This is a genomic window from Streptomyces sp. A0642, from assembly GCF_004795105.1.
In the GTDB taxonomy this organism is placed as follows: domain Bacteria; phylum Actinomycetota; class Actinomycetes; order Streptomycetales; family Streptomycetaceae; genus Streptomyces.
Genome location: NZ_SSBL01000008.1, coordinates 80,074 through 106,823, shown reverse-complemented (window position 1 = coordinate 106,823; position 26,750 = coordinate 80,074). Strand labels below are relative to the sequence as shown.

The 26,750-nt window shown below is 71.7% G+C and carries 22 protein-coding genes; 17 read left to right on the top strand and 5 right to left on the bottom strand.

Features of this window, described 5'->3' with window-relative positions:
• Positions 1-79: 79 nt before the first annotated feature.
• The 8 genes from E6R60_RS17065 (at position 80) to E6R60_RS17030 (ending at position 8,665) form a co-directional block, all read left to right on the top strand.
• A complete protein-coding gene (locus tag E6R60_RS17065; RefSeq protein ID WP_136327424.1) occupies positions 80-1,189 on the top strand; it encodes a quinone-dependent dihydroorotate dehydrogenase in 1,110 nt (369 codons plus the stop codon).
• On the top strand, positions 1,186-2,025 hold the full coding sequence (gene pyrF, locus E6R60_RS17060) for an orotidine-5'-phosphate decarboxylase (RefSeq protein ID WP_136327423.1): 840 nt from the start codon (positions 1,186-1,188) through the stop codon (positions 2,023-2,025). Before E6R60_RS17065 ends, pyrF begins: the two co-directional genes overlap by 4 nt.
• A 245-nt stretch (positions 2,026-2,270) precedes the next feature.
• Entirely contained in the window at positions 2,271-2,594 is a 324-nt protein-coding gene (locus tag E6R60_RS17055) for an integration host factor (protein ID WP_018524251.1), read from the top strand.
• 38 nt (positions 2,595-2,632) lie between these two features.
• Positions 2,633-3,250 carry a guanylate kinase gene (gmk, locus tag E6R60_RS17050; protein ID WP_136327422.1) on the top strand — a complete coding sequence of 206 codons (618 nt, stop codon included), beginning with the start codon at positions 2,633-2,635 and terminating at the stop codon, positions 3,248-3,250.
• Between the two features lie 92 nt (positions 3,251-3,342).
• Complete coding sequence (gene rpoZ / locus E6R60_RS17045) at positions 3,343-3,615, top strand: DNA-directed RNA polymerase subunit omega (RefSeq protein ID WP_003970369.1); 273 nt, start codon at positions 3,343-3,345, stop codon at positions 3,613-3,615.
• 146 nt (positions 3,616-3,761) lie between these two features.
• Positions 3,762-4,964 carry a bifunctional phosphopantothenoylcysteine decarboxylase/phosphopantothenate--cysteine ligase CoaBC gene (gene coaBC, locus E6R60_RS17040; protein ID WP_136327421.1) on the top strand — a complete coding sequence of 401 codons (1,203 nt, stop codon included), beginning with the start codon at positions 3,762-3,764 and terminating at the stop codon, positions 4,962-4,964.
• Between the two features lie 239 nt (positions 4,965-5,203).
• The gene (gene metK / locus E6R60_RS17035) at positions 5,204-6,412 is read left to right on the top strand and encodes a methionine adenosyltransferase (protein WP_136327420.1); all 1,209 of its coding nucleotides are present in this window, start codon (positions 5,204-5,206) and stop codon (positions 6,410-6,412) included.
• A gap of 105 nt (positions 6,413-6,517) precedes the next feature.
• Positions 6,518-8,665 (top strand): primosomal protein N', encoded by a 2,148-nt coding sequence (locus tag E6R60_RS17030; protein ID WP_136327419.1) that lies wholly within the window; start codon positions 6,518-6,520, stop codon positions 8,663-8,665.
• Between the two features lie 824 nt (positions 8,666-9,489).
• Here E6R60_RS17030 and E6R60_RS17025 read toward each other — a convergent pair.
• Positions 9,490-9,996, bottom strand: coding sequence for a hypothetical protein (locus E6R60_RS17025; protein WP_136327418.1), 507 nt, complete (start codon positions 9,994-9,996; stop codon positions 9,490-9,492).
• A 240-nt stretch (positions 9,997-10,236) separates the two neighbouring features.
• Between E6R60_RS17025 and fmt the strand changes: the two genes are divergently transcribed.
• The 4 genes from fmt (at position 10,237) to E6R60_RS17005 (ending at position 14,657) form a co-directional block, all read left to right on the top strand.
• Positions 10,237-11,169 (top strand): methionyl-tRNA formyltransferase, encoded by a 933-nt coding sequence (fmt, locus tag E6R60_RS17020; protein WP_136327417.1) that lies wholly within the window; start codon positions 10,237-10,239, stop codon positions 11,167-11,169.
• Positions 11,170-11,242: 73 nt separating this feature from the next.
• Positions 11,243-12,676: a transcription antitermination factor NusB gene (locus E6R60_RS17015; RefSeq protein WP_136327416.1), complete on the top strand. Its 1,434-nt coding sequence runs from the start codon at positions 11,243-11,245 to the stop codon at positions 12,674-12,676.
• 118 nt (positions 12,677-12,794) lie between these two features.
• Entirely contained in the window at positions 12,795-13,478 is a 684-nt protein-coding gene (gene rpe, locus E6R60_RS17010) for a ribulose-phosphate 3-epimerase (RefSeq protein ID WP_136327415.1), read from the top strand.
• 162 nt (positions 13,479-13,640) lie between these two features.
• Positions 13,641-14,657, top strand: a complete 1,017-nt coding sequence (locus E6R60_RS17005; protein ID WP_136327549.1) for a sugar-binding domain-containing protein — start codon at positions 13,641-13,643, stop codon at positions 14,655-14,657.
• Between the two features lie 75 nt (positions 14,658-14,732).
• Here E6R60_RS17005 and E6R60_RS17000 read toward each other — a convergent pair whose 3' ends face one another.
• On the bottom strand, positions 14,733-15,755 hold the full coding sequence (locus tag E6R60_RS17000; protein WP_136327414.1) for a terpene cyclase: 1,023 nt from the start codon (positions 15,753-15,755) through the stop codon (positions 14,733-14,735).
• A 304-nt stretch (positions 15,756-16,059) separates the two neighbouring features.
• On the opposite strand from E6R60_RS17000, the gene E6R60_RS16995 reads away from it, so the two are divergent.
• From E6R60_RS16995 to E6R60_RS16975, 5 genes are all read left to right on the top strand, one after another.
• Complete coding sequence (locus E6R60_RS16995; RefSeq protein ID WP_136327413.1) at positions 16,060-17,526, top strand: GuaB1 family IMP dehydrogenase-related protein; 1,467 nt, start codon at positions 16,060-16,062, stop codon at positions 17,524-17,526.
• A 196-nt stretch (positions 17,527-17,722) separates the two neighbouring features.
• Complete coding sequence (locus E6R60_RS16990) at positions 17,723-19,180, top strand: aldehyde dehydrogenase family protein (RefSeq protein ID WP_136327412.1); 1,458 nt, start codon at positions 17,723-17,725, stop codon at positions 19,178-19,180.
• Positions 19,181-19,306: 126 nt separating this feature from the next.
• Positions 19,307-19,762, top strand: a complete 456-nt coding sequence (locus E6R60_RS16985; RefSeq protein WP_093709736.1) for an Lrp/AsnC family transcriptional regulator — start codon at positions 19,307-19,309, stop codon at positions 19,760-19,762.
• A gap of 414 nt (positions 19,763-20,176) precedes the next feature.
• The gene (locus E6R60_RS16980) at positions 20,177-20,974 is read left to right on the top strand and encodes a carbon-nitrogen hydrolase family protein (RefSeq protein WP_136327411.1); all 798 of its coding nucleotides are present in this window, start codon (positions 20,177-20,179) and stop codon (positions 20,972-20,974) included.
• Positions 20,975-21,024: 50 nt separating this feature from the next.
• Positions 21,025-22,725, top strand: coding sequence for an NAD(P)/FAD-dependent oxidoreductase (locus tag E6R60_RS16975; protein ID WP_136327410.1), 1,701 nt, complete (start codon positions 21,025-21,027; stop codon positions 22,723-22,725).
• A 67-nt stretch (positions 22,726-22,792) separates the two neighbouring features.
• Here E6R60_RS16975 and E6R60_RS16970 read toward each other — a convergent pair whose 3' ends face one another.
• The 3 genes from E6R60_RS16970 to E6R60_RS16960 form a co-directional block, all read right to left on the bottom strand.
• Complete coding sequence (locus tag E6R60_RS16970; protein WP_136327409.1) at positions 22,793-23,815, bottom strand: hydroxyacid dehydrogenase; 1,023 nt, start codon at positions 23,813-23,815, stop codon at positions 22,793-22,795.
• Positions 23,816-23,968: 153 nt separating this feature from the next.
• On the bottom strand, positions 23,969-25,363 hold the full coding sequence (locus E6R60_RS16965) for a solute carrier family 23 protein (RefSeq protein ID WP_136327408.1): 1,395 nt from the start codon (positions 25,361-25,363) through the stop codon (positions 23,969-23,971).
• Between the two features lie 140 nt (positions 25,364-25,503).
• On the bottom strand, positions 25,504-26,736 hold the full coding sequence (locus tag E6R60_RS16960; protein ID WP_136327407.1) for an MFS transporter: 1,233 nt from the start codon (positions 26,734-26,736) through the stop codon (positions 25,504-25,506).
• Between the last annotated feature and the right edge of the window lie 14 nt (positions 26,737-26,750).

Sequence of the window (26,750 nt, the reverse complement as noted above, 5' to 3'; positions counted from 1 at the left end):
ACCGGAAACGGTGTCCCCCTCTTCGCGAGACCACCGATGCGCGCCGCCGCGCCGAGACACCCCCGAGGACACACCCCCGATGTACAAGCTCTTCTTCCAGCTCGTCTTCAAGCGCATGGACCCCGAGCAGGCCCACTACCTGGCCTTCCGCTGGATCCGCCTCGCCGCCCGCACCCCGGTCCTGCGCACCTTCGTGGCCGCCGCGCTCGCCCCCCGCCACAAGGAGCTGCGCACCGAGGCGCTCGGCCTGCGGATGCACGGCCCCTTCGGCCTCGCCGCCGGCTTCGACAAGAACGCCATCGCGATCGACGGCATGGCCATGCTCGGCTTCGACCACGTCGAGATCGGCACCGTGACGGGCGAGCCGCAGCCGGGCAACCCGAAGAAGCGCCTGTTCCGCCTCGTGGCCGACCGGGCGCTCATCAACCGCATGGGCTTCAACAACGAGGGCTCCGCCGCCGTCGCCGAGCGCCTGGCCGCCCGCAACCCGGTCTTCCGCACCACGGTCGGCGTCAACATCGGCAAGACCAAGGCCGTCCCCGAGGCCGACGCGGCCGCCGACTACGTGAAGTCCACCGAGCGCCTGGCCGCCCACGCCGACTACCTCGTCGTCAACGTCTCCTCGCCCAACACCCCCGGACTGCGCAACCTGCAGGCCACCGAGTCCCTGCGCCCGCTGCTGACCGCCGTGCGCGAGGCGGCCGACCGGACCGTCACGGCCCGCCGGGTCCCGCTGCTCGTCAAGATCGCCCCCGACCTCGCGGACGAGGACGTCGACGCCGTCGCCGACCTCGCCGTCGAACTGGGTCTCGACGGCATCATCGCCACCAACACCACGATCGCCCGGGAGGGGCTGGGACTGAAGTCCCCGGCCTCCCTGGTGGCGGAGACCGGCGGCCTGTCCGGAGCACCCCTCAAGGAGCGCTCCCTGGAGGTCCTGAGCCGCCTGTACGCCCGCGTGGGCGACCGGATCACCCTGGTGGGCGTCGGAGGCATCGAGAACGCCGAGGACGCCTGGCAGCGCATCCTCGCCGGCGCCACGCTCGTCCAGGGCTACAGCGCCTTCATCTACGAGGGACCGTTCTACGCCCGCGCGATCCACAAGGGCCTGGCCGCGCGCCTGGCCGCCTCCCCCCACGCCACCCTCGCCGACGCCGTCGGCGCGGAAACCAGGAAGGCCGTGAAATGACCCAGGAGCCCTTCGGCGCACGCCTGCGCCACGCCATGGACACCCGTGGCCCCCTCTGCGTCGGCATCGACCCGCACGCCGCCCTGCTGAGCTCCTGGGGGCTCGGCGACGATGTCGCTGGCCTGGAGCGCTTCACCCGTACGGTCGTCGAGGCCCTGGCCGACCGGGTCGCCGTCCTCAAGCCCCAGTCCGCGTTCTTCGAGCGGTTCGGCTCGCGCGGCGTCGCCGTGCTGGAGAAGGCCGTCGAGGAGGCCAGGGCAGCAGGCGCGCTGGTCCTGATGGACGCCAAGCGCGGTGACATCGGCTCCACCATGGAGGCGTACGCCGCGACCTACCTGGACAAGGACTCACCGCTGTACTCCGACGCGGTGACGGTCTCGCCGTACCTCGGCTTCGGTTCGCTGCGGCCGGCGCTCGACGCGGCGGCGGTCTCCGGCTCGGGCGTCTTCGTGCTGGCCCTCACCTCCAACCCGGAGGGCGCCGAGGTGCAGCGCGCCACCGCCGCCGACGGCCGTTCGCTGGCCCAGGTGATGCTCGACCACATGGCCGCCGAGAACGAGGGGGCCACCCCGCTCGGCTCCGTCGGCGCGGTGGTCGGTGCGACCCTCGGCGACGCGGGGGCGGACCTCGCGATCAACGGCCCGCTGCTCGCGCCCGGCATCGGCGCCCAGGGCGCCACGCCCGCGGATCTTCCGGGCGTCTTCGGCGCCGCGGTCGGCAACGTGGTGCCCAGCGTGAGCCGGGGCGTGCTGCGCCACGGTCCGGACGCGTCAGGGCTGCGCGAAGCCGCCGGACGGTTCGCGGACGAGGTCCGCGCGGCCGTCTCGGACGGCTGACACTGTCACGTAACAGCCCGTTGACGGAATCCTGACCAAAAAACTCAGGTGTTATGCCAGGAATGTCCTGGTCGGCTCAGGCTGACCAGGACTTTTCGTCTGTTCTCGCTGACTCCGGCGGCCCTGGCCGCTAGTCTCCGTCGAGAGCCAACGAGCACAGGTTGTTCGCGGCTCACCAGGTGAGGGGCGATCCAGTCGCCTCACCGGTCCGTATCCGACAGATCGACATCCGAGGTGACGTAGGCGTGGCTCTTCCGCCCCTTACCCCTGAACAGCGCGCAGCCGCGCTCGAAAAGGCCGCCGCGGCTCGCCGGGAGCGGGCCGAGGTCAAGAATCGACTCAAGCACTCCGGCGCCTCCCTCCACGAGGTCATCAAGTCGGGCCAGGAGAACGACGTCATCGGCAAGATGAAGGTCTCCGCCCTGCTGGAGTCCCTGCCGGGCGTGGGCAAGGTCCGCGCCAAGCAGATCATGGAGCGGCTCGGCATCTCCGAGAGCCGCCGGGTCCGGGGTCTCGGCTCCAACCAGATCGCATCCCTGGAGCGTGAGTTCGGCGGCAGCGCCGCCTGACGGTCTCAGGCACTCCTGAGAACCGGGATAATCGTTCCATGGCTGCAACATCCCGGGGGACGTCCCCCGTACCCCCGGACGTACGTCCGCGGCTGACCGTGCTCTCCGGCCCCTCGGGGGTCGGCAAGAGCACGGTCGTCGCGCATATGCGCAAGGTCCACCCCGAGGTGTGGCTCTCGGTGTCGGCGACGACCCGCAAGCCCCGCCCCGGCGAACGCAACGGTGTCCACTACTTCTTCGTGGACAACGAGGAGTTCGACAAGCTGATCGCCAACGGCGAGCTGCTGGAGTGGGCCGAGTTCGCCGGCAACCGCTACGGCACCCCGCGCCGGGCCGTGCAGGAGCGGCTGGAGGCCGGTGAGCCGGTGCTGCTGGAGATCGACCTCCAGGGCGCCCGGCTGGTCCGGCAGTCCATGGCGGACGCCCAGCTGGTCTTCCTCGCGCCCCCGAGCTGGGACGAGCTGGTGCGCCGGCTCACCGGCCGGGGGACCGAGGCGCCCGAGGTGATCGAGCGCCGTCTCGGCGCGGCGAAGGTCGAACTGGCCGCCGAATCCGAGTTCGATACGACGCTGGTCAACACCTCGGTCGAGGACGTGGCACGCGAGCTGCTAGCCTTGATGCTGGAGGCTTCCGGCCACCGTGCCGGCGGCGCATGAACATCACGACCGCACCGACACGGGGGCACCGGCCACAAAGCCCCTGACTGTCAAAGATTTCTTTGATCTTCACCCCCTTCGGAAGGCAGAGAGTGTCCTCTTCCATCACCACGCCCGAGGGCATCATCAACCCGCCGATTGATGAGCTCCTCGAAGCAACCGACTCGAAGTACAGCCTCGTGATCTACGCCGCCAAGCGCGCGCGCCAGATCAACGCGTACTACTCGCAGCTCGGTGAGGGACTCCTCGAGTACGTCGGTCCGCTCGTCGACACCCACGTCCACGAGAAGCCGCTCTCGATCGCGCTCCGCGAGATCAACGCGGGCCTGCTCACCTCCGAGGCCATCGAGGGCCCCGCGCAGTAAGCAGGAGAACGCACCTTCACCACAGGCCCGGCGGTCACCACCGCCGGGCCTGTGGTGTGTCCCGGGGCGACGGACCCGCGCCGGCGGCCGTGAGGCAGCATGGGGGATGTACGGAGCGCGTACGGAACCGAGTGCGGGGAGACGCAGTGGACAAGCCGAAGGTCGTCCTGGGGGTCAGCGGGGGCATCGCCGCCTACAAGGCGTGCGAGCTGCTGCGCCGGCTGACCGAGTCGGGACACGACGTACGGGTCGTCCCGACGGAGTCCTCGCTCCACTTCGTGGGCGCCGCCACCTGGTCGGCGCTCTCCGGCCACCCGGTCTCCACCGAGGTCTGGAACGACGTCCACGAGGTCCCGCACGTGCGGATCGGACAGCACGCCGACCTCGTCGTCGTCGCCCCCGCCACCGCCGACATGCTCGCCAAGGCGGCCCACGGCCTGGCCGACGACCTGCTCACCAACACTCTGCTCACAGCCCGCTGTCCGGTCGTCTTCGCGCCCGCCATGCACACCGAGATGTGGGAGCACCCGGCCACCCAGGAGAACGTCGCCACCCTGCGGCGCCGGGGCGCCGTCGTCATCGAGCCCGCCGTCGGGCGGCTCACCGGAGTCGACACCGGCAAGGGCCGGCTGCCGGACCCGGGGGAGATCTACGAGGTCTGCCGCCGGGTCCTCGCCCGCGGCCCCGTCGCACCCGACCTCGCAGGACGGCATGTGGTGATCAGTGCGGGCGGCACCCGCGAGCCGCTCGACCCGGTCCGCTACCTCGGCAACCGTTCGTCGGGCAAGCAGGGCTACGCACTCGCCCGTACCGCCGTCGCCCGCGGCGCGCGGGTCACACTCGTCGAGGCCAACACCGGCCTGCCCGACCCCTCCGGCGCCGACGTCGTGCGCGTCGGCACCGCCGTGCAGCTGCGCGAGGCCGTACTGAAGGCCGCGGAGGAAGCGGATGTCGTGGTGATGGCGGCGGCCGTCGCCGACTTCCGCCCGGCCGAGTACGTGGCGGGGAAGATCAAGAAGAAGGACGGCCAGGAACCCGCGCCCCTGGTCCTCGTACGCAATCCCGACATCCTCGCCGAGGTCGCCGCCGACCGCGCCGCGCCGGGGCAGGTCGTCGTCGGATTCGCCGCCGAGACCGACAACGTGCTCGCCAACGGCCGGGAGAAGCTCCGCCGCAAGGGCTGCGACCTGCTGGTGGTCAACGAGGTGGGGGAGCGCAAGACCTTCGGCTCGGAGGAGAACGAGGCGATCGTGCTCGCGGCCGACGGAAGCGAGACGCCGGTACCCCACGGACCCAAGGAAGCGCTCGCCGACACGGTCTGGGACCTCGTGTCGGCGCGTCTCGGGTGAATTTTCCGGGTCGCCGGTCGATGCCCTGAAGCCCCTGATTACAGGTAAAATCCGGGCAAGAGCGGCGTTCACGGGACCTCCGGGCACCGGTGTCACATGTCACAGATCTCCCAAAGGGCGAGACACGCTGTCCGGCAGCCGGAGCCGACCGATAAACTGGCCCCGGTTCGTACTCGGGCGCAGCTCCCGGGCCGGCCGCCCATGATCAGCCAGCAGCCGCTGCAACCCCAGGGAGCGATGTGTCCCGCCGTCTCTTCACCTCGGAGTCCGTCACCGAGGGTCACCCCGACAAGATCGCTGACCAGATCAGCGACACCATTCTCGATGCGCTTCTGCGTGAGGACCCGACGTCGCGTGTCGCCGTCGAGACCTTGATCACCACCGGTCTGGTGCACGTCGCGGGTGAGGTCACGACCAAGGCCTACGCCCCGATCGCCCAGCTGGTGCGCGACAAGATCCTGGAGATCGGCTACGACTCCTCCAAGAAGGGCTTCGACGGCGCCTCGTGCGGTGTCTCGGTGTCCATCGGCGCGCAGTCGCCCGACATCGCGCAGGGCGTCGACACGGCGTACGAGCAGCGTGTCGAAGGCGATGAGGACGAGCTCGACAAGCAGGGCGCGGGCGACCAGGGCCTGATGTTCGGTTACGCCTGCGACGAGACGCCCGAGCTGATGCCGCTGCCGATCCACCTCGCGCACCGGCTGTCGCGCCGGCTCTCCGAGGTCCGCAAGAACGGGACCATCCCGTACCTGCGCCCCGACGGAAAGACCCAGGTCACCATCGAGTACGACGGTGACAAGGCCGTCCGTCTCGACACGGTCGTCGTCTCCTCGCAGCACGCGAGCGACATCGACCTCGACTCGCTGCTCGCACCCGACATCCGCGAGTTCGTCGTCGAGCACGTCCTGAACCAGCTGATCGAGGACGGCATCAAGCTCGACACGGAGGGCTACCGCCTGCTGGTCAACCCGACCGGGCGTTTCGAGATCGGCGGCCCGATGGGCGACGCCGGCCTGACCGGACGCAAGATCATCATCGACACGTACGGCGGCATGGCCCGTCACGGTGGCGGCGCCTTCTCGGGCAAGGACCCGTCGAAGGTGGACCGCTCCGCCGCGTACGCGATGCGCTGGGTCGCCAAGAACGTCGTCGCGGCGGGCCTCGCGGCCCGGTGCGAGGTGCAGGTCGCGTACGCCATCGGCAAGGCCGAGCCGGTCGGCCTCTTCGTCGAGACCTTCGGCACGGCCTCCGTCGAGACCGAGAAGATCGAGCACGCCATCGGCGAGGTCTTCGACCTCCGCCCGGCCGCGATCATCCGCGACCTCGACCTGCTGCGCCCGATCTACGCCCAGACCGCGGCGTACGGCCACTTCGGCCGGGAGCTCCCCGACTTCACCTGGGAGCGCACCGACCGCGTGGACGCACTGCGCAAGGCCGCGGGCCTTTAAGCCCGCCGCCTGCCCCGTCGTACCGCCGGAGCCCGGATGCCGTCACGGTGTCCGGGCTCCGGCGCGTGGCGTCGAGTGTCAGTGGTGTCTGGTAGGAATTTGGCTGTGAGCAGCGACGACAAGCGGTCCGACGAGCCCGGCGCCGGGGCCCCGGAGCAACTCGCGCTGATCCGGGAGACCGTGCGCCGGGCCGACGTGCCCCGCGCCAAACCGCGGACCTGGCGCGGTGCCGCACTCGCCAAGGAGCTGCCCGTCGCCCGGGTACTGGTCAACAAGGGGGCGCTCCACCTCGACCAGTACTTCGACTACGCCGTCCCCGAGGAGCTCGACGCCCAGGCGCAGCCCGGCGTGCGGGTACGGGTGCGGTTCGGGGCCGGAGGGCGCAACGTCCGCGGCGGGCGCCGCGAGGGCGGCGGCCTCATCGACGGATTCCTGGTCGAGCGGCTGGCCGAGTCCGACTACACCGGGGCGCTGGCCGCGCTGGCCTCCGTCGTCTCGCCCGAACCCGTCCTGAGCCCGGAGCTGCTCTCCCTCGCGCGCGCCGTCGCCGACCGCTATGCCGGCAGCCTCGCCGACGTCCTCCAGCTCGCGATCCCGCCGAGGAACGCCCGGGCCGAGGCCAAGCCGGCGCCGGAGCCGCTGCCACCGCCCCCGCCACCCGCGCCCGGCACCTGGCAGCGGTACGCGCAGGGCCCCGCCTTCCTGACCGCCCTGGCCGACGGGGGCGCGCCCAGGGCCGTCTGGACCGCGCTGCCGGGACCGCACTGGCCGCAGGAGCTGGCCGCCGCCGTCGCCGCGACGCTCTCCTCGGGACGCGGCGCCCTGGTCGTCGTACCCGACGGGCGGACAGCCGGCCGCGTCGACGCTGCCTTGACCGGGCTGCTCGGCGAAGGCCGCCACGCCCTGCTGACGGCGGGATCAGGGCCCGAGAAGCGCTACCGGGAGTGGCTCGCCGTGAGCCGCGGCTCCGTCCGGGCGGTCGTCGGGACGAGGGCCGCCATGTTCGCGCCCGTCGCCGATCTCGGCCTGGTGGCGATCTGGGACGACGGGGACTCCAGCCACAGCGACGACAACGCCCCCTTCCCGCACGTCCGCGAGGTCCTGGAGCTGCGGGCCGCGCACGGCCGCTGCGCCTTCCTGCTGGGCGGCACGAGCTGCACCGTGGAGGCCGCGCAGCTGGTCGAGACCGGCTGGGCGCTGCCGCTGCGCGCGGACCGGGAACAGCTGCGGATCGCCGCCCCCCTCGTCCGCACCGTCGGCGACGGCGAACTCGCCCGGGACGGTGCGGCCAGGGCAGCCCGGCTCCCGAGCCTGGCCTGGCAGACGGTCCGCGACGGACTGCGCTCGGGCCCCGTGCTGGTGCAGGTGCCGCGCCGCGGCTACGCCCCCCGGCTGGCCTGCGAGCGGTGCCGGGAGCCCGCCCGGTGCCGGCACTGCGCGGGGCCGCTGGAGGCGCCCGACCAGCAGGACCTGAACTGCGCCTGGTGCGGGCGCGCCGAGACGTCCTGGCACTGTGTCGCCTGCGGCTCCCGCCGGCTCCGCGCCCAGATCGTCGGAGCCCGCCGTACCGCCGAGGAGCTGGGCCGTGCCTTTCCGGCGGTGCCGGTACGGACCTCCGGCCGCGACCACGTCCTGGACTCGGTGCCCGACCAGCCCGCCCTGGTCGTCAGCACCCCGGGCGCGGAGCCGGTCGCCGAGGGCGGGTACACGGCGGCGCTCCTCCTGGACGGCTGGGCGATGGTCGGCCGCCCCGACCTGCGGGCCGGTGAGGAGGCGCTGCGCCGCTGGACGGCCGCCGCCGCGCTGGTCCGGGGCCAGCCGGAGGGCGGCACGGTGGTGATCGTCGCCGAGCCGACGCTGCGGCCCGTCCAGGCTCTGGTGCGCTGGGACCCGGTCGGACACGCCCGGCGCGAACTCGCGGACCGGTCCGAGCTGGGCTTCCCCCCGGTGTCCCGGATGGCGTCGGTCACCGGGACACCCGAGGCGCTCGCCGCGTTCCTGTCCGCCGCGGAGCTGCCGCCGGATGCGGAGGTGCTCGGTCCGGTGCCGGTCCCGGGAGGCGAGCCCGGCCGTCCCCGCCGCCCCTCCGACGCGCCGGTGGGCGAGGCGTGGGAACGGGCCCTGATCAGGGTGCCACCAGGCAGCGGGGCGGCACTGGCGGCCGCGCTGAAGGCGGCCCAGGCCGCGCGGATGTCCCGCGGGGGCGGCGCGGGCCCGGTCCGGATCCGGGTGGACCCGCCAGACATCGGCTAACGGCAACCTGCCCGGCCCTTGCGGAGTGCGGGTCCCTGCGGGGGGCGGGTCCGTTGCGGGGCGCGGCGCCCTGTTTTGGTTGCCCTTTGCCGGGGCGCGGGGTTCCGTCCTCAATCGCCGGACGGGCTTGGGGTGTGCGGGGCCTCTGCGGGGTGCGGGCCCCTGCGGGGGGCGGTGCCTTGTCGTGGTTGCCCTTTTCCGGGGCGCGGGGTTCCGTCCTCAATCGCCGGACGGGCTTGAGATGCGCGGGTGCTCCGTGCTGCGGAGGCGCCCATGTCCGGTGGGTGGGGGTTCGGGGTCCCTCCGGGGCGTCTCCTCAAACGACGAACGTTCCGCCGGTACGCAGCGGACCCGGGTCGATGTTTGTCGTCCTGCGGGGACTCCCCTGCACGCCCCCGAACCCTGCCCGTCTTGCGTCTGCGGCCGTCGTCTCGCCGGTGTGCAGACGCAGACGAGGCCGGGTGGGGGCGTGCAGGGGAGTCCCCGCAGGAAATGGCGTACGACTCGGGTTGTTTTACCGCCGGGTCGCACATGCCATTTCTGAGGAGTCTCCCCGGAGGGACCCCACCCCCACCCACCGGACAGAGGCGAAGGCCCGCACAACACGGCGCACCCGCACCCCCACAGCCCGTCCGGCGATTGAGGACGGAACCCCGCCGCCCCGCGGAGCACCCGCACCCCCGCAAGGGGACCCGCACCCCGCAGGGGACCCGCACCGCCAAGCCCGTCCGGCGATTGAGGACGGAACCGGCCCGCCGGAGCACCGCCGCCCCGCGGAGCACGGAGCACCCGGACCCCGCAAGGGCACACGCACAGGGCAAGGCTCAGCCGTTGCGCGGTCCGGGGAACGCGCCCGGGCGCAGGTCCTCGCGCGAAGGCGCCCGCTCCGCCGACGGCTGCGGCGGCATCGAGCGCGCGGCCGGGACGGACGGCAGCGCGGGAGCGCTCTCCGGGGCACCCTCGGCCGCCACCGGCTGGGGGGCCGCGCGCCGTGCGCCGTAGCGACGGTGGACCGCCTGCTTGGTGACTCCGAGCGCGGAGCCCACCGCGTCCCAGGAGAAGCCCAGCGAACGGTCGAAGTCCACCGCCGCCGTGACCAGGGTCTCGACGCTGTCCCGCAGTTCCTGGGCGAGCCTGACGGTGGGGGCCGGGGCCCTGCCGTAGACGACGAAGCCCGCGGAGGGTCCGGAGCGGCGTGGACGGTAGACATTGCCCAGCTGGGCGGTGAGTGTGCGCAGTGCGTCCACCTGCCGCCGAACCCGCTCGATGTCCCGCACCAGAAGATGCAGGCTGGCCCGCGCTTGGGCGTCGTGGGTTGCGTGGTCGGCCATGAAGAAGCCTCTCGAACCGGCGTTGAAAGGGATCGGGCCGCACCAGGGCGGCTCGCTTCGGTCAATCTCTCTTGACCAACGCCTCACCGGGGGATCTGGTCACGCTCCGGGGGCGTATACGCACACGCGAGGGGCGCGCAACGGTGCGTACGCCCCCCGGCGGCCGCTCGGGCCCAGGGCCCATAGACTGGTGCGTTGCTCGTCACCGTAACGTTCCGCCTGAGAGGCAGTCAGCCACCCATGAAGCTCGTCTTCGCAGGCACCCCCGAGGTAGCCGTACCCGCACTGGACGCCCTGATCGCCTCCGGCCGCCATGAGGTGGCCGCGGTCGTGACGAGGCCGGACGCGCCCGCGGGGCGCGGTCGCCGGCTGGTGGCCAGTCCCGTGGCCGAGCGCGCGGAGGAGGCCGGGATCGAGGTGCTCAAGCCGGCCAGGCCCAGGGACGAGGCGTTCCTGGCGAGGCTCCGGGAGATCGCGCCGGACTGCTGCCCCGTGGTCGCCTACGGGGCTCTGCTGCCCAAGGCCGCACTCGACGTCCCGGCCCGCGGCTGGGTCAATCTCCACTTCTCCCTGCTGCCCGCCTGGCGCGGCGCCGCGCCCGTGCAGCACGCGGTCATGGCGGGGGACGAGGTGACGGGGGCCTCCACCTTCCTCATCGAGGAGGGGCTCGACTCCGGGCCGGTCTACGGCGTGCTCACCGAAGTGGTGCGGCCCACCGACACCAGCGGCGATCTGCTGACCCGGCTGGCCTTCGCCGGAGCCGGTCTCCTCGCCGCCACGATGGACGGCATCGAGGACGGCACCCTGCACGCGGTCCCGCAGCCCGCCGAGGGGGTCACCCTCGCGCCGAAGATCACCGTCGAGGACGCCCAGGTCCAGTGGTCGGCGCCCGCCCTGCGCGTCGACCGGGTGGTCCGCGGCTGCACCCCGGCGCCCGGTGCGTGGACCCTCTTCCGCGGGGAGCGCCTCAAGCTGATCCAGGCCGTGCCCGCCGTGGACCGGGCCCATCTGGCGCCCGGCGAGCTGTCCGCCGCCAAGAACAACGTCTTCGTGGGCACCGGATCGCACGCGATCGAGCTGCTCTGGGTCCAGCCGCAGGGCAAGAAGCCGATGCGTGCCGCGGACTGGGCGCGCGGGGTGCGCATCGTCCCCGGCGAGCTCCTGGGCAGCTGACGGACCGGCGGGCCGGGGCGGGGACGTAGGCTGGGAGGGTTCGCCCTCTCACCATCAGCGGAGCACCTTTCACGTGAACGACCAGCCGCGTCGCCGTCCCGCCAAGCCGCACCGCCGCCCCCAGAAGGATCCGGTGCGGTTCCTCGCCTTCGAGGCCCTCAGGGCGGTGGACGAACGCGACGCCTACGCCAACCTCGTTCTCCCTCCGCTGCTGAAGAAGGCCCGGGCCAAGGGCGACTTCGACAACCGGGACGCGGCTCTGGCGACCGAACTCGTCTACGGGACGCTGCGCCGCCAGGGCACGTACGACGCGATCGTCGCGGCCTGCATCGACCGGCCGCTGGTCGAGGTCGACCCGCCCGTCCTGGACGTCCTGAACATGGGCGTGCACCAGCTGCTGGGCACCCGCATCCCGACCCACGCCGCGGTCTCCGCGAGCGTGGAGCTGGCCCGCGTGGTGCTCGGCGAGGGGCGCGCCAAGTTCGTCAACGCCGTGCTGCGCAAGGTGTCCGCGGACGACCTCGAGGGCTGGGTGGCGCGGGTCGCCCCCTCCTACGAGGACGACGCCGAGGACCACCTGGCGGTCGTCCACTCGCACCCCCGGTGGGTCGTCTCGGCCCTCTGGGACGCGCTGGGCGGTGGCCGCGCCGGCATCGAGGACCTCCTGGAGGCCGACAACGAGCGGCCCGAGGTCACTCTGGTCGCCCGCCCCGGGCGTTCCACCACGGAGGAGCTGCTCGACGCGCTCGGCGAGGAGAACGGCCTGCCGGGCCGCTGGTCCCCGTACGCCGTGCGGATGGCCGAGGGCGGCGAGCCCGGCGCCCTGACGGCCGTGCAGGAAGGCCGGGCCGGCGTCCAGGACGAGGGCAGCCAGCTCGTCGCCGCCGCCCTCGCCAACGCCCCGCTGGAAGGCAGAGACACCCGCTGGCTCGACGGCTGCGCCGGCCCGGGCGGCAAGGCCGCGCTGCTGGCCGCCCTCGCCGCGGGCCGCGGGGCCGCCCTGCTCGCCGCCGAGAAGCAGCCCCACCGGGCCCGCCTCGTCGAGCGTTCGCTGGCCGGCAACCCCGGCCCGTACCAGGTGATCACGGCGGACGGGACCCGCCCGCCGTGGCTGCCCGACACCTTCGACCGGATCCTGATGGACGTCCCCTGCTCGGGTCTCGGTGCGCTGCGCCGCCGTCCGGAGGCCCGCTGGCGCCGCCGCAAGGAGGATCTGGAGAGCTTCGCGCCCCTGCAGCGCGGTCTGCTGCGGGAGGCGCTGAAGGCCGTACGGGTCGGCGGCGTCGTCGGATACGCGACGTGCTCACCGCACCTGGCTGAGACACGGGTCGTGGTCGAGGACGTGCTGAAGGGCCGCGGCGGCGCGCCCGTCGAGGCCGAGTGGGTGGACGCCCGCCCGCTGATGCCGGGCGTGGCCGCCCTGGGCGACGGGCCGGACGTCCAGCTCTGGCCGCATCTGCACGGCACCGACGCGATGTACCTGGCTCTGCTGAGGCGTACCGGCTGAGCCCCGGCCTCCCGGACCGGGGGCGAAAAGACCTGGAATGCGTGAACTGTAATGATCCCGTGAGTCTTTGGAACACACCGAAGCGGGGAAGTGCCCCAGAACATGGCAGGCTTGACCCATGGCCCAGATCAACCCCAGCATTCTTTCCGCCGACTTCGCACGTCTCGCCGACGAGGCGCAGGCCGTCGAAGGCGCCGACTGGCTCCATGTCGATGTCATGGACAACCATTTCGTGCCCAATCTGACGCTCGGCGTCCCGATCGTGGAATCGCTCAGCAGGGCCACCAGCACGCCGCTGGACTGCCATCTGATGATCGAGGACGCGGACCGCTGGGCCCCGCAGTACGTCGAGGCGGGGGCGGGTTCCGTCACCTTCCACGTGGAGGCCGCGGCGGCTCCCGTCCGGCTGGCGCGCGAGATCCGGGCGAAGGGCGCCCGCGCGTCCATGGCGCTCAAGCCGGCGACGCCCATCGAGCCGTACGAGGACCTGCTCCCCGAGCTCGACATGCTGCTGATCATGACGGTGGAGCCGGGCTTCGGCGGCCAGTCGTTCCTCGACATCATGCTGCCGAAGATCCGCCGCACCCGTGAGCTGATCTCCAAGCACGGACTCGAACTGTGGCTCCAGGTCGACGGCGGGGTTTCCGAGTCCACCATCGAACGCTGCGCGGAGGCGGGCGCGGATGTCTTCGTCGCCGGTTCCGCCGTGTACGGCGCCGACGACCCGGCCGGAGCCGTCCGGGCGCTGCGCGCCAAGGCCGACGGGGTCATCGCCTCGGCGGGATGGGCGTGCGGCCACTGACGCCGGCTACGGCGCCGGCACCCGTTCCGGGTCCCCGATCACACGTCGGCCGGGCCACGTGCAGATGAACGCGGTCCGACGGGACCGATCAAGGATCGCCGTATCTGACAGGATGACGGCGTATCGAGCGTGAACAGCAGTGAGGAGAACGCGGTGTCTGCAATGTCGGCGGGCCGGTCCGCCCTGCGGATGGGGCCCGCGGAGCTGGTGCAGGCGGCGGCCATGGCCCGCCGCTTCTACCTCGAGGGCAAATCCAAGATCCAGATCGCCGAGGAGTTCGGCGTCAGCCGCTTCAAGGTGGCCCGGGTACTGGAGACGGCCCTGGAGCGTGACCTCGTACGCATCGAGATCCGGGTCCCCGCGGAGCTGGACGCCGAGCGCTCGGACGCGCTCCGCGCCCGCTACGGGCTGCGCCACGCGGTCGTGGTCGAATCCCCGGCGGAGGAGCAGGACGACGCCGCCGATCCGGAGAACCTGGGTGAGGTCGCGGCCGACCTGCTCGGCGAACTGGTGAACGAGGGCGATGTGCTCGGGCTCGCCTGGGGGCGGTCCACCATCCACATGGCGGCCGCCCTCGACCGGCTGCCGCCCTGCACGGTCGTGCAGCTCACCGGCGTGTACGACGCGGGGACGGCCGAGCGCGGCTCGGTGGAGGCCGTGCGGCGCGCCGCGCAGGTCTCCGGCGGAGAGGCTCATCCGATCTACGCCCCGATGCTGCTCCCGGACCCGGCGACGGCGGCCGCTCTGCGCCACCAGACGGGCATCGCGCGCGCCTTCGAGTACTTCGACAAGGTGACGGTCGCGGCCGTCTCCATCGGCTCCTGGGAGCCCGGCATCTCCACGGTCCACGACATGCTCTCCGACGAGGAGCGCGAGCACTACGCCTCCCTGGGAGTGGCCGCCGAGATGTCGGCCCACCTCTTCGACGCGGACGGGCGGCGGGTCGGCCGGGACCTCGGTGAGCGCTGCATCACGGTCGAGGCGGACCGGCTGCGCCGGATCCCCGAGGTGGTGGCGATCGCCGGCGGCCAGCGCAAGGCCGCGGCGATCGGCGCGGTGCTGCGGTCCGGTCTCGTCACCAGCCTGGTGACCGACACGGCGGCGGCGGACTACCTGCTGACGGAATCGGCCGCGCCGCGTCGGCCCGCGCTCGAGCGGGCCGACCCTGACGGGGTCTGAGCGGGAACACGACGGGAGGGGGCGGGCGGTGTGATCACCGCCCGCCCCCTCCCGTCTGCTCGGCCGCGCCCCCGGTCAGTCCTGCCGGACGCCGAGGACCGTCGCCTCCAGATACTGCTCCGGCTCCTTGTACTGGCTGACGTCGGCCGGGTTGTAGCGCGGTGTCTGCCGGGACCAGTCCAGGTTGCCGCGCATCCAGCTCCGCATCCCGTCCAGATACGGCTCCAGCATCCACGCGAGCTGCGGGTAGGCGGTCAGCAGCTCGGACTGAGCGGTCAGGAAGCGCTCGGTCTCCGTGGCGATCTCCGCGCAGACGAGCTCCAGCGCCTGCTGTTTGCCCAGGCCGCGGTGGTGCCGGACCAGGTGGACGAGGTTGTGGATCTCGCCGAGCACCTGTTCCTTCTCGTACGAGTACACGTCGTTGGCCCAGCAGACGACGTTGCACGAGGCTTCGAGCGCGGTGATGAAGCGCGGGTCGTTGTGGATCGACTCGGGCGCCTCGATGCCGGCCACGATCTCTATCAGGTCCATGCAGACGTGTATCGCGCCCGTGTGGCGGCGCTTCTCGATGTACGTCGCCTCGGAAGGGATCACACCGTTCGCGCGGTTCCCGGCCTCCCAGGTGGTGGCCGTGGTGAGGTACGTCATCAGGTGCCAGGCGAAGCGCCGCCGCCAGTGGGCCGCCGCGGCCGGCGTCGTGCGTTCCCACAGGTCCGCCAGCGCGACGACCGCGGCCGGCAGCTGCTCGTTCGCCAGGGTGCCGGTGCCGGCTCCCTCGACCACGGACTGCATCAGCGCGACGACGTCGCGTACCCGCTCGGGGCTGCGGCCCAGATGCCCGTCGTCCAGTTGGTCGTCGACGAGAAACAGCCAGACGAACCAGTCGGCGACGAGGTCCAGATTCCTGCTGTCGGCGGTCGGGTAGACCATGCCGACGAAGGCCCCGAAGTCCGCCTGCTCGAAGCGTTCCCTGGCTGAATCCCGGTGCACCAGGCCGGTGTTGCGGGTCCAGGTGTCGAGGTGTTCCCGTACGTGGGCGACGTGCGGGTTCGTGCGCTGGGGGAACGGGCAGTAGATGTCCGGAAGTTCGCTCTCCACGGCGGGTCGCCATCCTCTCCGGTCGTACGTGTGGCGGCAGTTGTGATGGTTCCGCCTGATGCTCCGGGGTGTTGGGGGACCCGCGGGACCTGCGCGTTTGAAGCTACCTGACCCCCAGTCACCAGGTCCAGGGAAGATGATCGCGAATGAGGGAGACACCCCTCGGGTAAGGTCTGCGGGTAAGGCAGGTTCCACTTGCCCGGGACTCCCGAACTGTTCCTTGGAGGAACATACGAAGGCGGGAGTCATTTGCTGTGTCTTCGTGGAAACGACCTGCGCCATTTCGTATGAAAAAATGAGTGTTATGCGTTTTCTTGAGCCCGGCACCGGTCGATACACAGAGTCTCCCGCCGTCCCGTACGACCTCACGTACGACGACGTCTTCATGGTTCCGGGCAGGTCGGCGGTCGGATCCCGCCAGGGGGTCGACCTGTCCTCGCCCGATGGCACCGGCACCACCATCCCGCTCGTCGTCGCGAACATGACGGCCATCGCCGGCCGCCGGATGGCCGAAACCATCGCTCGTCGCGGTGGGCTCGTCGTCATCCCGCAGGACATCCCGATCGAGGTCGTCACCGAGGTCATCACCTGGGTGAAAACGCGCCACCTCGTGCTCGACACCCCCATCGTGCTGGCCCCCGGCCAGACGGTCGCCGACGCCCTGTCGCTGTTGCCCAAGCGTGCCCACGGCGCCGGGGTCGTCGTCGACAGCGACTACCGTCCCGTCGGCGTGGTCACCGAGCACGACCTGACCGGCGTCGACCGCTTCACCCAGCTCTCCGAGGTCATGTCGAGGGACCTGGTGCTGCTGGAGGCGGACATCGACCCCCGCGACGCCTTCAACAAGCTCGACGGAGCCAACCGCAAGCTCGCCCCCGCGGTCGACGCGGACGGCAGGCTCGCCGGCATCCTCACTCGCAAGGCCGCGCTGCGGGCCACCCTCTACACGCCCGCCACCGACGCGGCGGGCAGGCTGCGGATCGCGGCCGCCGTCGGGATCAACGGCGACGTGGCGGGCAAGGCCAAGCAGCTCCTCGACGCCGGCGCCGACACCCTCGTCGTCGACACCGCGCACGGGCACCAGGAATCCATGATCAACGCGGTGCGCGCCGTGCGGGCGCTGGATCCCCAGGTGCCGATCGTCGCCGGCAACATCGTCGCCGCCGAGGGTGTGCGCGACCTCATCGAGGCCGGCGCCGACATCATCAAGGTCGGTGTCGGGCCCGGCGCCATGTGCACCACCCGGATGATGACCGGTGTGGGCCGGCCCCAGTTCTCCGCGGTCCTGGAGTGCGCCGCCGAGGCGAAGAAGTACGGCAAGCACGTCTGGGCCGACGGCGGCGTCCGCCACCCGCGCGACGTGGCCATGGCGCTCGCCGCCGGCGCCTCCAACGTGATGATCGGCTCCTGGTTCGCGGGGACGTACGAGTCGCCCGGCGACCTCCAGCAGTCCGCGGACGGGCGCTTCTACAAGGAGTCCTTCGGCATGGCGTCCGCGCGCGCCGTGAAGAACCGCACCTCCGACGAGTCGGCGTACGACCGGGCCCGCAAGGCGCTCTTCGAGGAGGGCATCTCCACCTCGCGGATGTTCCTGGACCCGTCCCGCCCGGGCGTCGAGGACCTGGTGGACTCGATCATCGCGGGCGTCCGTTCCTCCTGCACCTACGCCGGCGCAGGCTCCCTCGCGGAGTTCGCGGAGAAGGCGGTCGTGGGAGTGCAGAGCGCCGCCGGTTACGCGGAGGGCAAGCCGCTGCACGCCAGCTGGAACTGATCCTTCCCGCGCGCATCCACCGTGCCCCCGCCGGCTGTTCGAGCCGGCGGGGGCACGGTTGTCTTCCAGGCGATCGAGGGCCGGGCACGGCTCGAAGGGGGCGCCCCGGGGCGGGCCGGGATCCGTACCAACTGCGCCGAGAAATAAGTAATATGAATCCCACTCAGCTGCCCGCCACTCTGCGGTAAGGGATCTCATGTCCTTCTTCACTGACCTGGCCCATCAGTACATCGACGGAGAGTGGAGGCCGGGCAAGGGGTCCTGGGACATCATCGACTTCAACCCGTTCGACGGGGAGAAGCTCGCTTCCATCACGGTCGCCACGGCCGACGAGGTGGACCAGGCCTACCGTGCGGCGGAGACCGCTCAGCAGGCCTGGGCGGACACCAACCCGTACGCCCGGCGGGCGGTGCTGGAGAAAGCCCTGCGGATCGTGGAGGAGCGCGAGGAGGAGATCGGCGACGCGATCGTCGCCGAGCTCGGCGGCACCCGGCTGAAGGCGGCCTTCGAACTGCACCTGGCCAAGGAGTTCCTGCGTGAGGCGAGCCGGCTCGCGCTGGGTTCCACCGGGCAGATCCTGCCCTCGCCCACCCCGGGCAAGGAGAACCGGGTCTACCGGGTGCCCGTCGGCGTGGTCGGGGTCATCAGCCCCTTCAACTTCCCCTTCCTGCTGTCCCTGAAGTCCGTGGCTCCGGCCCTGGCGCTGGGCAACGCCGTGGTGCTCAAGCCGCACCAGAACACCCCGGTCTGCGGTGGCACGCTGGTCGCCAAGGTCTTCGAGGACGCCGGCCTTCCGGCCGGTCTGCTGAACGTCGTCGTCACCGACATCGCGGAGATCGGTGACGCGCTCCTGGAGCACCCGGTACCGCAGGTCATCTCCTTCACCGGCTCCGACAAGGTCGGACGCCACGTCGCGACGGTCTGCGCGGCGAACCTCAAGCGCTCCGTGCTCGAACTCGGCGGCAACAGCGCGCTGATCGTGCTCGACGACGCCGATGTGGACTACGCCGTGGACGCGGCGGTGTTCAGCCGGTACGTGCACCAGGGACAGGTCTGCATGGCCGCCAACCGCATCCTCGTGGACCGCGCGGTGGAGCAGGAGTTCACCGAGAAGTTCGTCGCGAAGGTCGCCTCCCTGCGCGTGGGCGACCCGGCCGACCCGGCGACCCAGATAGGCCCGCTGATCAACTCGACCCAGGCCGAGGCCATCTCCGCCCTCGTCGACCAGACCGTCGAGGCGGGAGCGACCGCGCTGCTGCACGGACGGGCCGACGGGAACGTCGTCAGCCCCTCCGTCCTCACCGGGCTGGCGCCCGATTCCCCCGTGCTGTCCCAGGAGATCTTCGGTCCGGTCGCCCTCCTCGTCCCGTTCGACGGGGAGGACGAGGCGGTCCGCATCGCCAACGACACCCCGTACGGGCTGAGCGGCGCCGTGCACACCGGCAACATCGAGCGCGGCGTCCGCGTCGGGCAGCGCATCCGTACCGGCATGATCCACATCAACGACGGCACGGTCCACGACGAGCCCATCGTCCCGTTCGGCGGCGAGAAGAACTCCGGGCTCGGACGGCTGAACGGCGACTCCATGCTGGAGGCCTTCACCACCCAGAAGTGGATCTCCGTGCAGCACGGACGCTCGCAGTTCCCCTTCTGATCCGGCGCGACCTGCGCTGAGCGCGCCCCGCGGGGCGGGCCGTGGTCTACTTCCGGGGGCGGCACCACCGCCCCCGGAACAGCCGTGCCCCGGCCCTCGCCATCGCAGAGAAGTGACCCGTACGACGTGCGACTGAACGACCTCGACGAACGCATCGTCCATGCCCTCGCCGAAGATGCCCGCCGCTCCTACGCCGACATCGGCTCGATCATCGGGCTGTCCGCACCCGCGGTGAAACGCCGGGTGGACCGGCTGCGCGCCGAGGGGGCGATCACGGGTTTCACCGTCCGAGTGGATCCGGCGGCGCTCGGCTGGGAGACCGAGGGGTACATCGAGATCTACTGCAGCCGCAACACCTCACCCGACTCCATCAAGCAAGGGCTCGCCCGCTACCCGGAGGTCGCCTCGGCGTCCACGGTCACGGGCGACGCGGACGCGCTCGTCCAGGTGTTCGCGGCGGACATGCGTCATTTCGAGCAGGTGCTGGAGCGGATCGCGGGCGAGCCGTACGTGGAGCGGACGAAGTCCGTGCTGGTGCTTTCGCCGTTGCTGCGGCGGTACTCGTCGGGGTCGCCGGGCTAACGGCTGTCCCGCAATGCCTGGCGGGCGCATGCGGGCGCCCCTCCGCCTTGCGATGCACCGCATCCGACGCCGCGCGCTGATCCACCAGGAATCGCGGGACAGCCCTCAGGCCTCTCCGGACGGACCCCGCAGTCCGGCGTGATCCGGACGAAAGGCCCTGGCAGGGCGGTGCTCCCCGCTGATGGTCCGGTCCGCCGGCCCGTGACGGAGGGAGCGCGGTGCTTCGGCCACGGCTCCGTCCCCGGTCGTCGGACGGGTCGGCTCCACCCCCCCTCGTGCAATGAATCGCTGCGCCCGCGCGTTCCCACGCAACGGATCGACGGTCGGTGCGCAACGCTCGCGCCTTGTCCGGGGGGAAGCGCGGAACGTACCGTCAATACGTCCCCTCCCCGCCCGCATCGTCCGAGGTCAGCCATGCCGCCGTTGCGCACCGCCCTGCTCCAGAGCTCCGGCTGCCCGGGCTCGGTGTCCCGGAACCTCGACGTGCTGGAGAGCGCCGCCGCACGCGCCGCGGCGAGCGGCGCCCGGCTGCTCGTCTGCCCCGAGATGTTCCTGACCGGGTACGCGATCGGGGACGACGTGCCCCGCCTCGCCGAAGCCGCGGACGGGCCCGCTGCCCAGGCGGTCGCCGAGATCGCCGCACGGCACCGGGTCGCCGTCCACTACGGCTATCCCGAACGCGACGGCGGCACCCTGTACAACTCCGCGCAGCTCATCGGGCCCGACGGCACCGCGCTCGCCAACTACCGCAAGACCCACCTCTTCGGCGACTTCGAGGAACAGTGGTTCACCCCGGGCGACCAGCCGGTCGTCCAGGCCGAGCTCGACGGCGTCCGCATCGGCCTGCTGATCTGCTACGACGTCGAGTTCCCGGAGAACGTCCGGGCGCACGCCCTGGCCGGCGCCGATCTGCTGCTGGTGCCCACCGCGCTGATGCACCCCTTCCCGTTCGTGGCGGAGTCCGTCGTCCCGGTCCGCGCCTTCGAGAACCAGATGTACGTCGCCTACGCCAACCGGACCGGCATCGAGGGGCCCTACGAATTCGTCGGCCTGAGCGCTCTCGCCGGCCCCGACGGCACGGTCCGCACCCGGGCCGGACGCGGTGAGGAACTCGTCATCGGGGACGTCGACCCCGCCCTCCTGACCGCCTCCCGCGCGGGCAATCCCTACCTCCGCGATCGCCGCCCCGCCCTGTACGGCTCCCTCGCCTGAGTACGCCGCCCCGTTCGCCCACCCGCTTTCCCGCAAGGAGTCCGTACCCCATGACGTCCACGGTGCCCCCGGCCGTTCCGCACACCGACGCAGCCCCGCCGATCACCATGTTCGGGCCGGACTTCCCGTACGCGTACGACGACTTCCTCGCACACCCCGCCGGAATCGGGCAGATACCGGCGACCGAGCACGGCAGCGAGGTGGCCGTCATCGGCGGCGGGTTGTCCGGCATCGTCACCGCCTACGAACTCATGAAGATGGGGCTGAGGCCCGTCGTCTACGAGGCGGACCGCATCGGCGGACGGCTGCGCACCGTCGAGTTCGACGGCTGCACCTCGGACGGCGAACCGCTCACCGCCGAGATGGGCGCCATGCGCTTCCCGCCTTCCTCGACGGCCCTCCAGCACTACATCGACCTGGTCGGACTGGAGACCAAGCCGTTCCCCAACCCGCTCTCCCCGGTCACCCCCTCGACCGTCGTCGACCTGAAGGGCGAGTCGCACTACGCCCGGACGATCGACGACCTCCCGCAGGTCTACCGCGACGTGATGGACGCCTGGAACGCCTGCCTGGAGGAGGGCGCCGACTTCTCCGACATGAACCGGGCGATGCGTGAGCGCGACGTGCCGCGGATCCGCGAGATCTGGGCCCGGCTCGTCGAGAAGCTCGACAACCAGACCTTCTACGGCTTCCTCTGCGACTCCGACGCCTTCAAGTCCTTCCGCCACCGCGAGATCTTCGGCCAGGTCGGCTTCGGCACCGGCGGCTGGGACACCGACTTCCCCAACTCCATCCTGGAGATCCTGCGCGTCGTCTACAGCGAGGCGGACGACCACCACCGCTCCATCGTCGGCGGCAGCCAGCAGCTCCCGCTGCGCCTGTGGGAACGCGAACCGCAGAAGATCGTGCACTGGCCGCTCGGCACCTCGCTGGCCTCCCTGCACGGCGGCGAGCCGCGTGGAGCCGTGACCCGGCTGAACCGCACCGCCGGAAACCGGATCACCGTCACCGACGCCACCGGGGACATCCGCACCTTCCGGGCCGCCGTCTTCACCGGCCAGTCCTGGCTGCTGCTGTCCAAGATCGCCTGCGACGACGCGCTCTTCCCGATCGACCACTGGACGGCGATGGAGCGCACCCACTACATGGAGTCGTCCAAGCTGTTCGTCCCCGTCGACCGGCCGTTCTGGCTGGACAAGGACGAGACCACCGGACGCGACGCCATGTCGATGACGCTGACCGACCGGATGACCCGGGGCACGTACCTCCTGGACGACGGCCCGGACAAGCCGGCCAGCATCTGCCTGTCCTACACCTGGTGCGACGACAGCCTGAAGTGGCTGCCGCTCTCCGCGACCGAGCGCATGGACGTCATGCTGAAATCCCTCGGCGAGATCTATCCGAACGTGGACATCCGCAAGCACATCACCGGCAACCCGGTGACGGTGTCGTGGGAGAACGAGCCGTACTTCATGGGCGCGTTCAAGGCCAACCTCCCCGGCCACTACCGGTACCAGCGCCGGCTGTTCACCCACTTCATGCAGGACCGCCTGCCCGCCGACAAGAGGGGACTGTTCCTGGCGGGCGACGACATCTCCTGGACGGCCGGCTGGGCCGAGGGGGCCGTGCAGACCGCCCTGAACGCCGTCTGGGGCGTGATGAACCAGTTCGGCGGGACCACCGACGCCACCAACCCCGGCCCCGGCGACCTCTTCGACGAGATCGCCCCGGTCGAACTCCCGGAGGACTGAGGGGCGGCTCGGGACCCGTCGGGCCGCAGCGCTGCCCGACGGGTACCGGGAGGGGCGCGGAGCGGGCTCAGTGCAGGCGGGTGAGGGCGTCGACGGTGACCGCGTGGACCGGGGGCCGTCCGGCGAGCAGCCGCAGCACCTCGTTGACGGCGCTGGTGCCCAGCCGCTGCCGGCACTCGATGCTGCCCGCCGCCTGGTGAGGGGTGAGCAGCACGTTGGGCAGCCCGCGGAAGGGGTGGTCCACGGGCAGCGGCTCGGCGTCGAAGACGTCGAGCGCCGCATCGAGCCGGCCGGTGGCCAGTTCGGCGAGGAGCGCCTCCTCGTCGACCAGCCACGACCGGGCGGTGTTCACGAGGCCCGCCCCGTCCGGCATCAGTGCCAGCTGCCGGGCACCGATCATGTGGTGGGTCTCCTCGGTGACGGGGGCGTGCACGGCCACGATCCGGCTGCGCGAGAGCAGCGTCTCCAGGGGCACGGACGTCACCCCGAGCTCCCGGGCGTCCGCCTCCGACAGGAACGGATCGGTCACGCCGACCCGCGCTCCCATCGCCCGCACCAGCCTGATGTACGCGCGCCCGGTCCGGGAGGCCCCGATCACGCCGATGTCGCTGCCGTGGATCTCGTGGCGCGGCGGAGCCTCGCTCGCCGCCGCCCACTCCAGCCCTCCGTGCAGCGCGTGGTCGAAGCGCTGGATGCGGTGCAGCAGCGACAACGTGAAGGCGAGCGCCATCTCGGCGACCGGGCGGGCCATCTCGTCGCCGGCCTGGGTCACCAGGATGGAGCGCCGGAACACGTCCTCGGTGACATAGGGGGCGACCGCCGAACCGGTGTGCGCCACCAGCTCCAGCCGGTCCGCGTGGGCCAGCAGGGCGGCATCCACCTTCGGCGCCCGCCACGAGGTGATCAGCGCACGGGCGCCGGGCAGGGCGGCCGCGACCGCCGCCCGGTCGGAGTGGTCGTCGACGACGGTGAGTTCGGCCGCCCGCTCCAGCTCCTGCCACACCTCGGCGGTGAAGAACTGGGCCCGCAGGCCCGGCGGTACGGCGACGACGACCCGGGAGCGGTCGGCGGTTTCAGGAAGGCCAGGCATCGAGGTGCTCCGCAACGAAGACGTCATCGGTCAGCCAAGGGTAGGTCTCGGCCACTCCGGTGATCTCCTCGGCCCGGCCGGGGGAGAGCGTCGCTGCCGGGCCCGGGCGGCGGACGTCCGCCCGACGCCCTCGCCCCGGCACGGGCTGAGGGGTCACGCTCCGGCGGCCGGCCGCTCCTCGTCGTACGCCGAGGTGCCGGAGTCCAGAAGGGGTTCCTGGGTCTTCAGATGGGCCGGGGCGAAGGCCCGCAGCACGTGGTATCCGGTGATCACGACGATGGTGCCGAGCGCGATCCCGCTGAGTTCGAAGTTGTCGGAGATCTTCAGGCTGACCCCGCCGACCCCGATGATGATGCCCGCGGCGGCCGGCACCAGATTGAGCGGATTGCGCAGGTCCACCTTGGCGTTGAGCCAGATCTGGGCGCCCAGCAGCCCGATCATGCCGTACAGGATCACGGTGATGCCGCCGAGGACCCCGCCGGGGATGGCGGCGACGACCGCGCCGAACTTGGGGCACAGACCGAACAGCAGGGCGAAGCAGGCTGCGGCCCAGTAGGCGGCGGTGGAGTAGACCCGGGTCGCGGCCATCACCCCGATGTTCTCCGAGTACGTCGTGTTCGGCGGCCCGCCCACCGCGGTCGACAGCATCGAGGCGGCGCCGTCCGCGGCGATCGCGGTGCCCAGCTTGGCGTCCAGGGAACGGCCGGTCATCTCGCCGACGGCCTTCACATGACCGGCGTTCTCGGCGATCAGGGCGATGACGACAGGCAGCGCGACGAGGATCGCGGACCACTCGAAAGCGGGGGCGTGGAACGAGGGGAGCCCGACCCAGTCGGCCTTCCCCACACCCGAGAGGTCCAGCCGCCAGTGGTCCACGGCCTCGGCCCCGCCGACGGGGGAGTGGATCTTCCCGAAGACGCGGTCCAGGACCCACGACAGCACGTAGCCGAAGACGAGGCCGAGGAAGATCGCGATACGGGAGAAGAACCCGCGCAGACAGACCACGGCCAGTCCGGTGAAGAGCATCACCAGCAGGGCGGTCCACTGGTCCTGCGGCCAGTACGTCGACGCGGTCACGGGAGCCAGATTGAACCCGATCAGCATGACGACCGCGCCCGTCACCACCGGCGGCATGGCCGCATGGATGATCCGCGCGCCGAAGCGCTGTACGGCGAGACCCGCGAGGAAGAGCACCCCGCCGACCACGAACACCGCACCGGTGACGACCGCGCTGCTGCCGCCGCCGGCCCGGATGGTCGCGGCGACACCGACGAAGGAGAGCGAGCAGCCCAGGTAGCTGGGCACCTGGCCGCGCGTGGCCAGCAGGAAGATGGCCGTGGCGACACCCGACATCATGATCGCCAGGTTCGGGTCCAGGCCCATGAGCACGGGCGCGACGAACGAGGCGCCGAACATCGCCACCACGTGCTGGGCGCCGAGCCCGAAGGTCCGGGGCCAGGAGAGCCGCTCGTCGGGGCGGACCACCGCTCCCGGTGCGGGCGTCTTCCCGTCGCCGTGCAAGGTCCAGCGCACGCCGAGGCCGCCCATGGTTGCTCCCTGTGTGTAGATGCGGAGTCCGGTGCCTGCCGGGCACGGCGCCACCGCGGAAAAGATCAGCGCCATGGTAGTGCCGCGACGTGACGCCGTCCCGGCCGGGCTCCGGACTCCCGGGAGCCGTTCGTCGCACGTCAGGGACGCGGACCGGCTGCCGGCCTGCTCGCGGCGGCGGTGGCCGGGACCGCCACGGGCTTGCGGTCACCGGCCCTCAGCACTCCGGCGCCGAGCACCAGTCCGAACGCCAGCACCGACACCACACCGAACGAGACGACCAGCGAAGTGGCCTCCGCCAGGGAGCCGATGGCCGACGGGGCGATGAGCCCCGAGGTGTACGTGATCGTCGCGACGCCCGCGATCGCCTGGCTCGGGTTCGGCCCGCTGCGGCCGGCCGCAGCGAAGGCGAGCGGCACGACCACGGCGATGCCGAGACCCATCAGCGCGAAACCGGACATCGCCAGGGCCGCGTTCGGGGCGGTGACGACCATCACCCCGCCGACCGTCGCCAGAACACCGCCGGCGCGCACGGTCCGCACCGCACCGAAGCGGTCGACGATCCGGTCCCCGGCGATCCGGGCGATGGCCATGGTGAGGGCGAACGCGGTCGTCGAAGCGGCCGCCAGGCCCGCCGAGCTGTCCAGTACGTCCCGCAGATAGACCGCCGACCAGTCCAGACTGGCCCCCTCGGCGAAGACCGCACAGAAGCCGACCGCGCCGATGATCAGCGCCGACTTCGGCGGCAGGGCGAAGCGCGGCGGGGGCTCCTCGTCCGGTTCGCTGCGCAGGTCCAGCACCCGCTGACAGGCGATCAGGCCCAGGAGGGTCAGCACCAGCGCGACCACCGTGTGATGCAGCCGCGCGTCGGCCCCCACATGCGCGGCCACGGTGCCGCCCGCCGAACCGATCAGGGCGCCGACGCTCCACATCCCGTGCAGTCCGGACATGATCGACTTGTCGAGACGGTTCTCCACCTCGACACCGAGGGCGTTCATCGCCACGTCCGACATGCCGGCGGATGCTCCGTACACGAAGAGCGCCGCGCACAGCGTCAGCAGGTTCGGGGCCAGGGCCGGCAGGATCAGGGCCAGCGTCCACATCGCCAGCAGCCCGCGCAGCGCGGTCCTGGCACCGAAGCGGTGGCTGACCGTTCCGGCCAGCGGCATCGCGAGCGAGGCCCCGATCGCGGGGAAGGCCAGGGCGATCCCGAGCTGCCCGGCGCTGACCCCGGCGTGGTCCTGGATCCAGGGCACGCGCGTGGCGAAACTCCCGGTCACCGCGCCGTGCACGGTGAAGACCGCGGCGACGGCATACCGGGCCCGCCGCACCTCTCGTGTACCGAAGCCCGTCTCCGTGCAATCCGTCGTCATACCGCTGTGCCCTC

What these genes read in the sequence shown, in the direction of transcription:
- fmt (WP_136327417.1), top strand. Translation starts at nt 10,237, where the DNA reads ATGAAGCTCGTCTTCGCAGGCACCCCCGAGGTAGCCGTACCCGCACTG.
- E6R60_RS17005 (WP_136327549.1), top strand. Translation starts at nt 13,641, where the DNA reads ATGTCGGCGGGCCGGTCCGCCCTGCGGATGGGGCCCGCGGAGCTGGTG.
- E6R60_RS17025 (WP_136327418.1), bottom strand. Translation starts at nt 9,996, where the DNA reads ATGGCCGACCACGCAACCCACGACGCCCAAGCGCGGGCCAGCCTGCAT.
- E6R60_RS16990 (WP_136327412.1), top strand. Translation starts at nt 17,723, where the DNA reads ATGTCCTTCTTCACTGACCTGGCCCATCAGTACATCGACGGAGAGTGG.
- E6R60_RS16975 (WP_136327410.1), top strand. Translation starts at nt 21,025, where the DNA reads ATGACGTCCACGGTGCCCCCGGCCGTTCCGCACACCGACGCAGCCCCG.
- pyrF (WP_136327423.1), top strand. Translation starts at nt 1,186, where the DNA reads ATGACCCAGGAGCCCTTCGGCGCACGCCTGCGCCACGCCATGGACACC.
- E6R60_RS16965 (WP_136327408.1), bottom strand. Translation starts at nt 25,363, where the DNA reads ATGGGCGGCCTCGGCGTGCGCTGGACCTTGCACGGCGACGGGAAGACG.
- E6R60_RS16970 (WP_136327409.1), bottom strand. Translation starts at nt 23,815, where the DNA reads ATGCCTGGCCTTCCTGAAACCGCCGACCGCTCCCGGGTCGTCGTCGCC.
- rpe (WP_136327415.1), top strand. Translation starts at nt 12,795, where the DNA reads ATGGCCCAGATCAACCCCAGCATTCTTTCCGCCGACTTCGCACGTCTC.
- E6R60_RS17065 (WP_136327424.1), top strand. Translation starts at nt 80, where the DNA reads ATGTACAAGCTCTTCTTCCAGCTCGTCTTCAAGCGCATGGACCCCGAG.
- E6R60_RS16980 (WP_136327411.1), top strand. Translation starts at nt 20,177, where the DNA reads ATGCCGCCGTTGCGCACCGCCCTGCTCCAGAGCTCCGGCTGCCCGGGC.
- E6R60_RS16995 (WP_136327413.1), top strand. Translation starts at nt 16,060, where the DNA reads ATGCGTTTTCTTGAGCCCGGCACCGGTCGATACACAGAGTCTCCCGCC.
- E6R60_RS16960 (WP_136327407.1), bottom strand. Translation starts at nt 26,736, where the DNA reads ATGACGACGGATTGCACGGAGACGGGCTTCGGTACACGAGAGGTGCGG.
- gmk (WP_136327422.1), top strand. Translation starts at nt 2,633, where the DNA reads ATGGCTGCAACATCCCGGGGGACGTCCCCCGTACCCCCGGACGTACGT.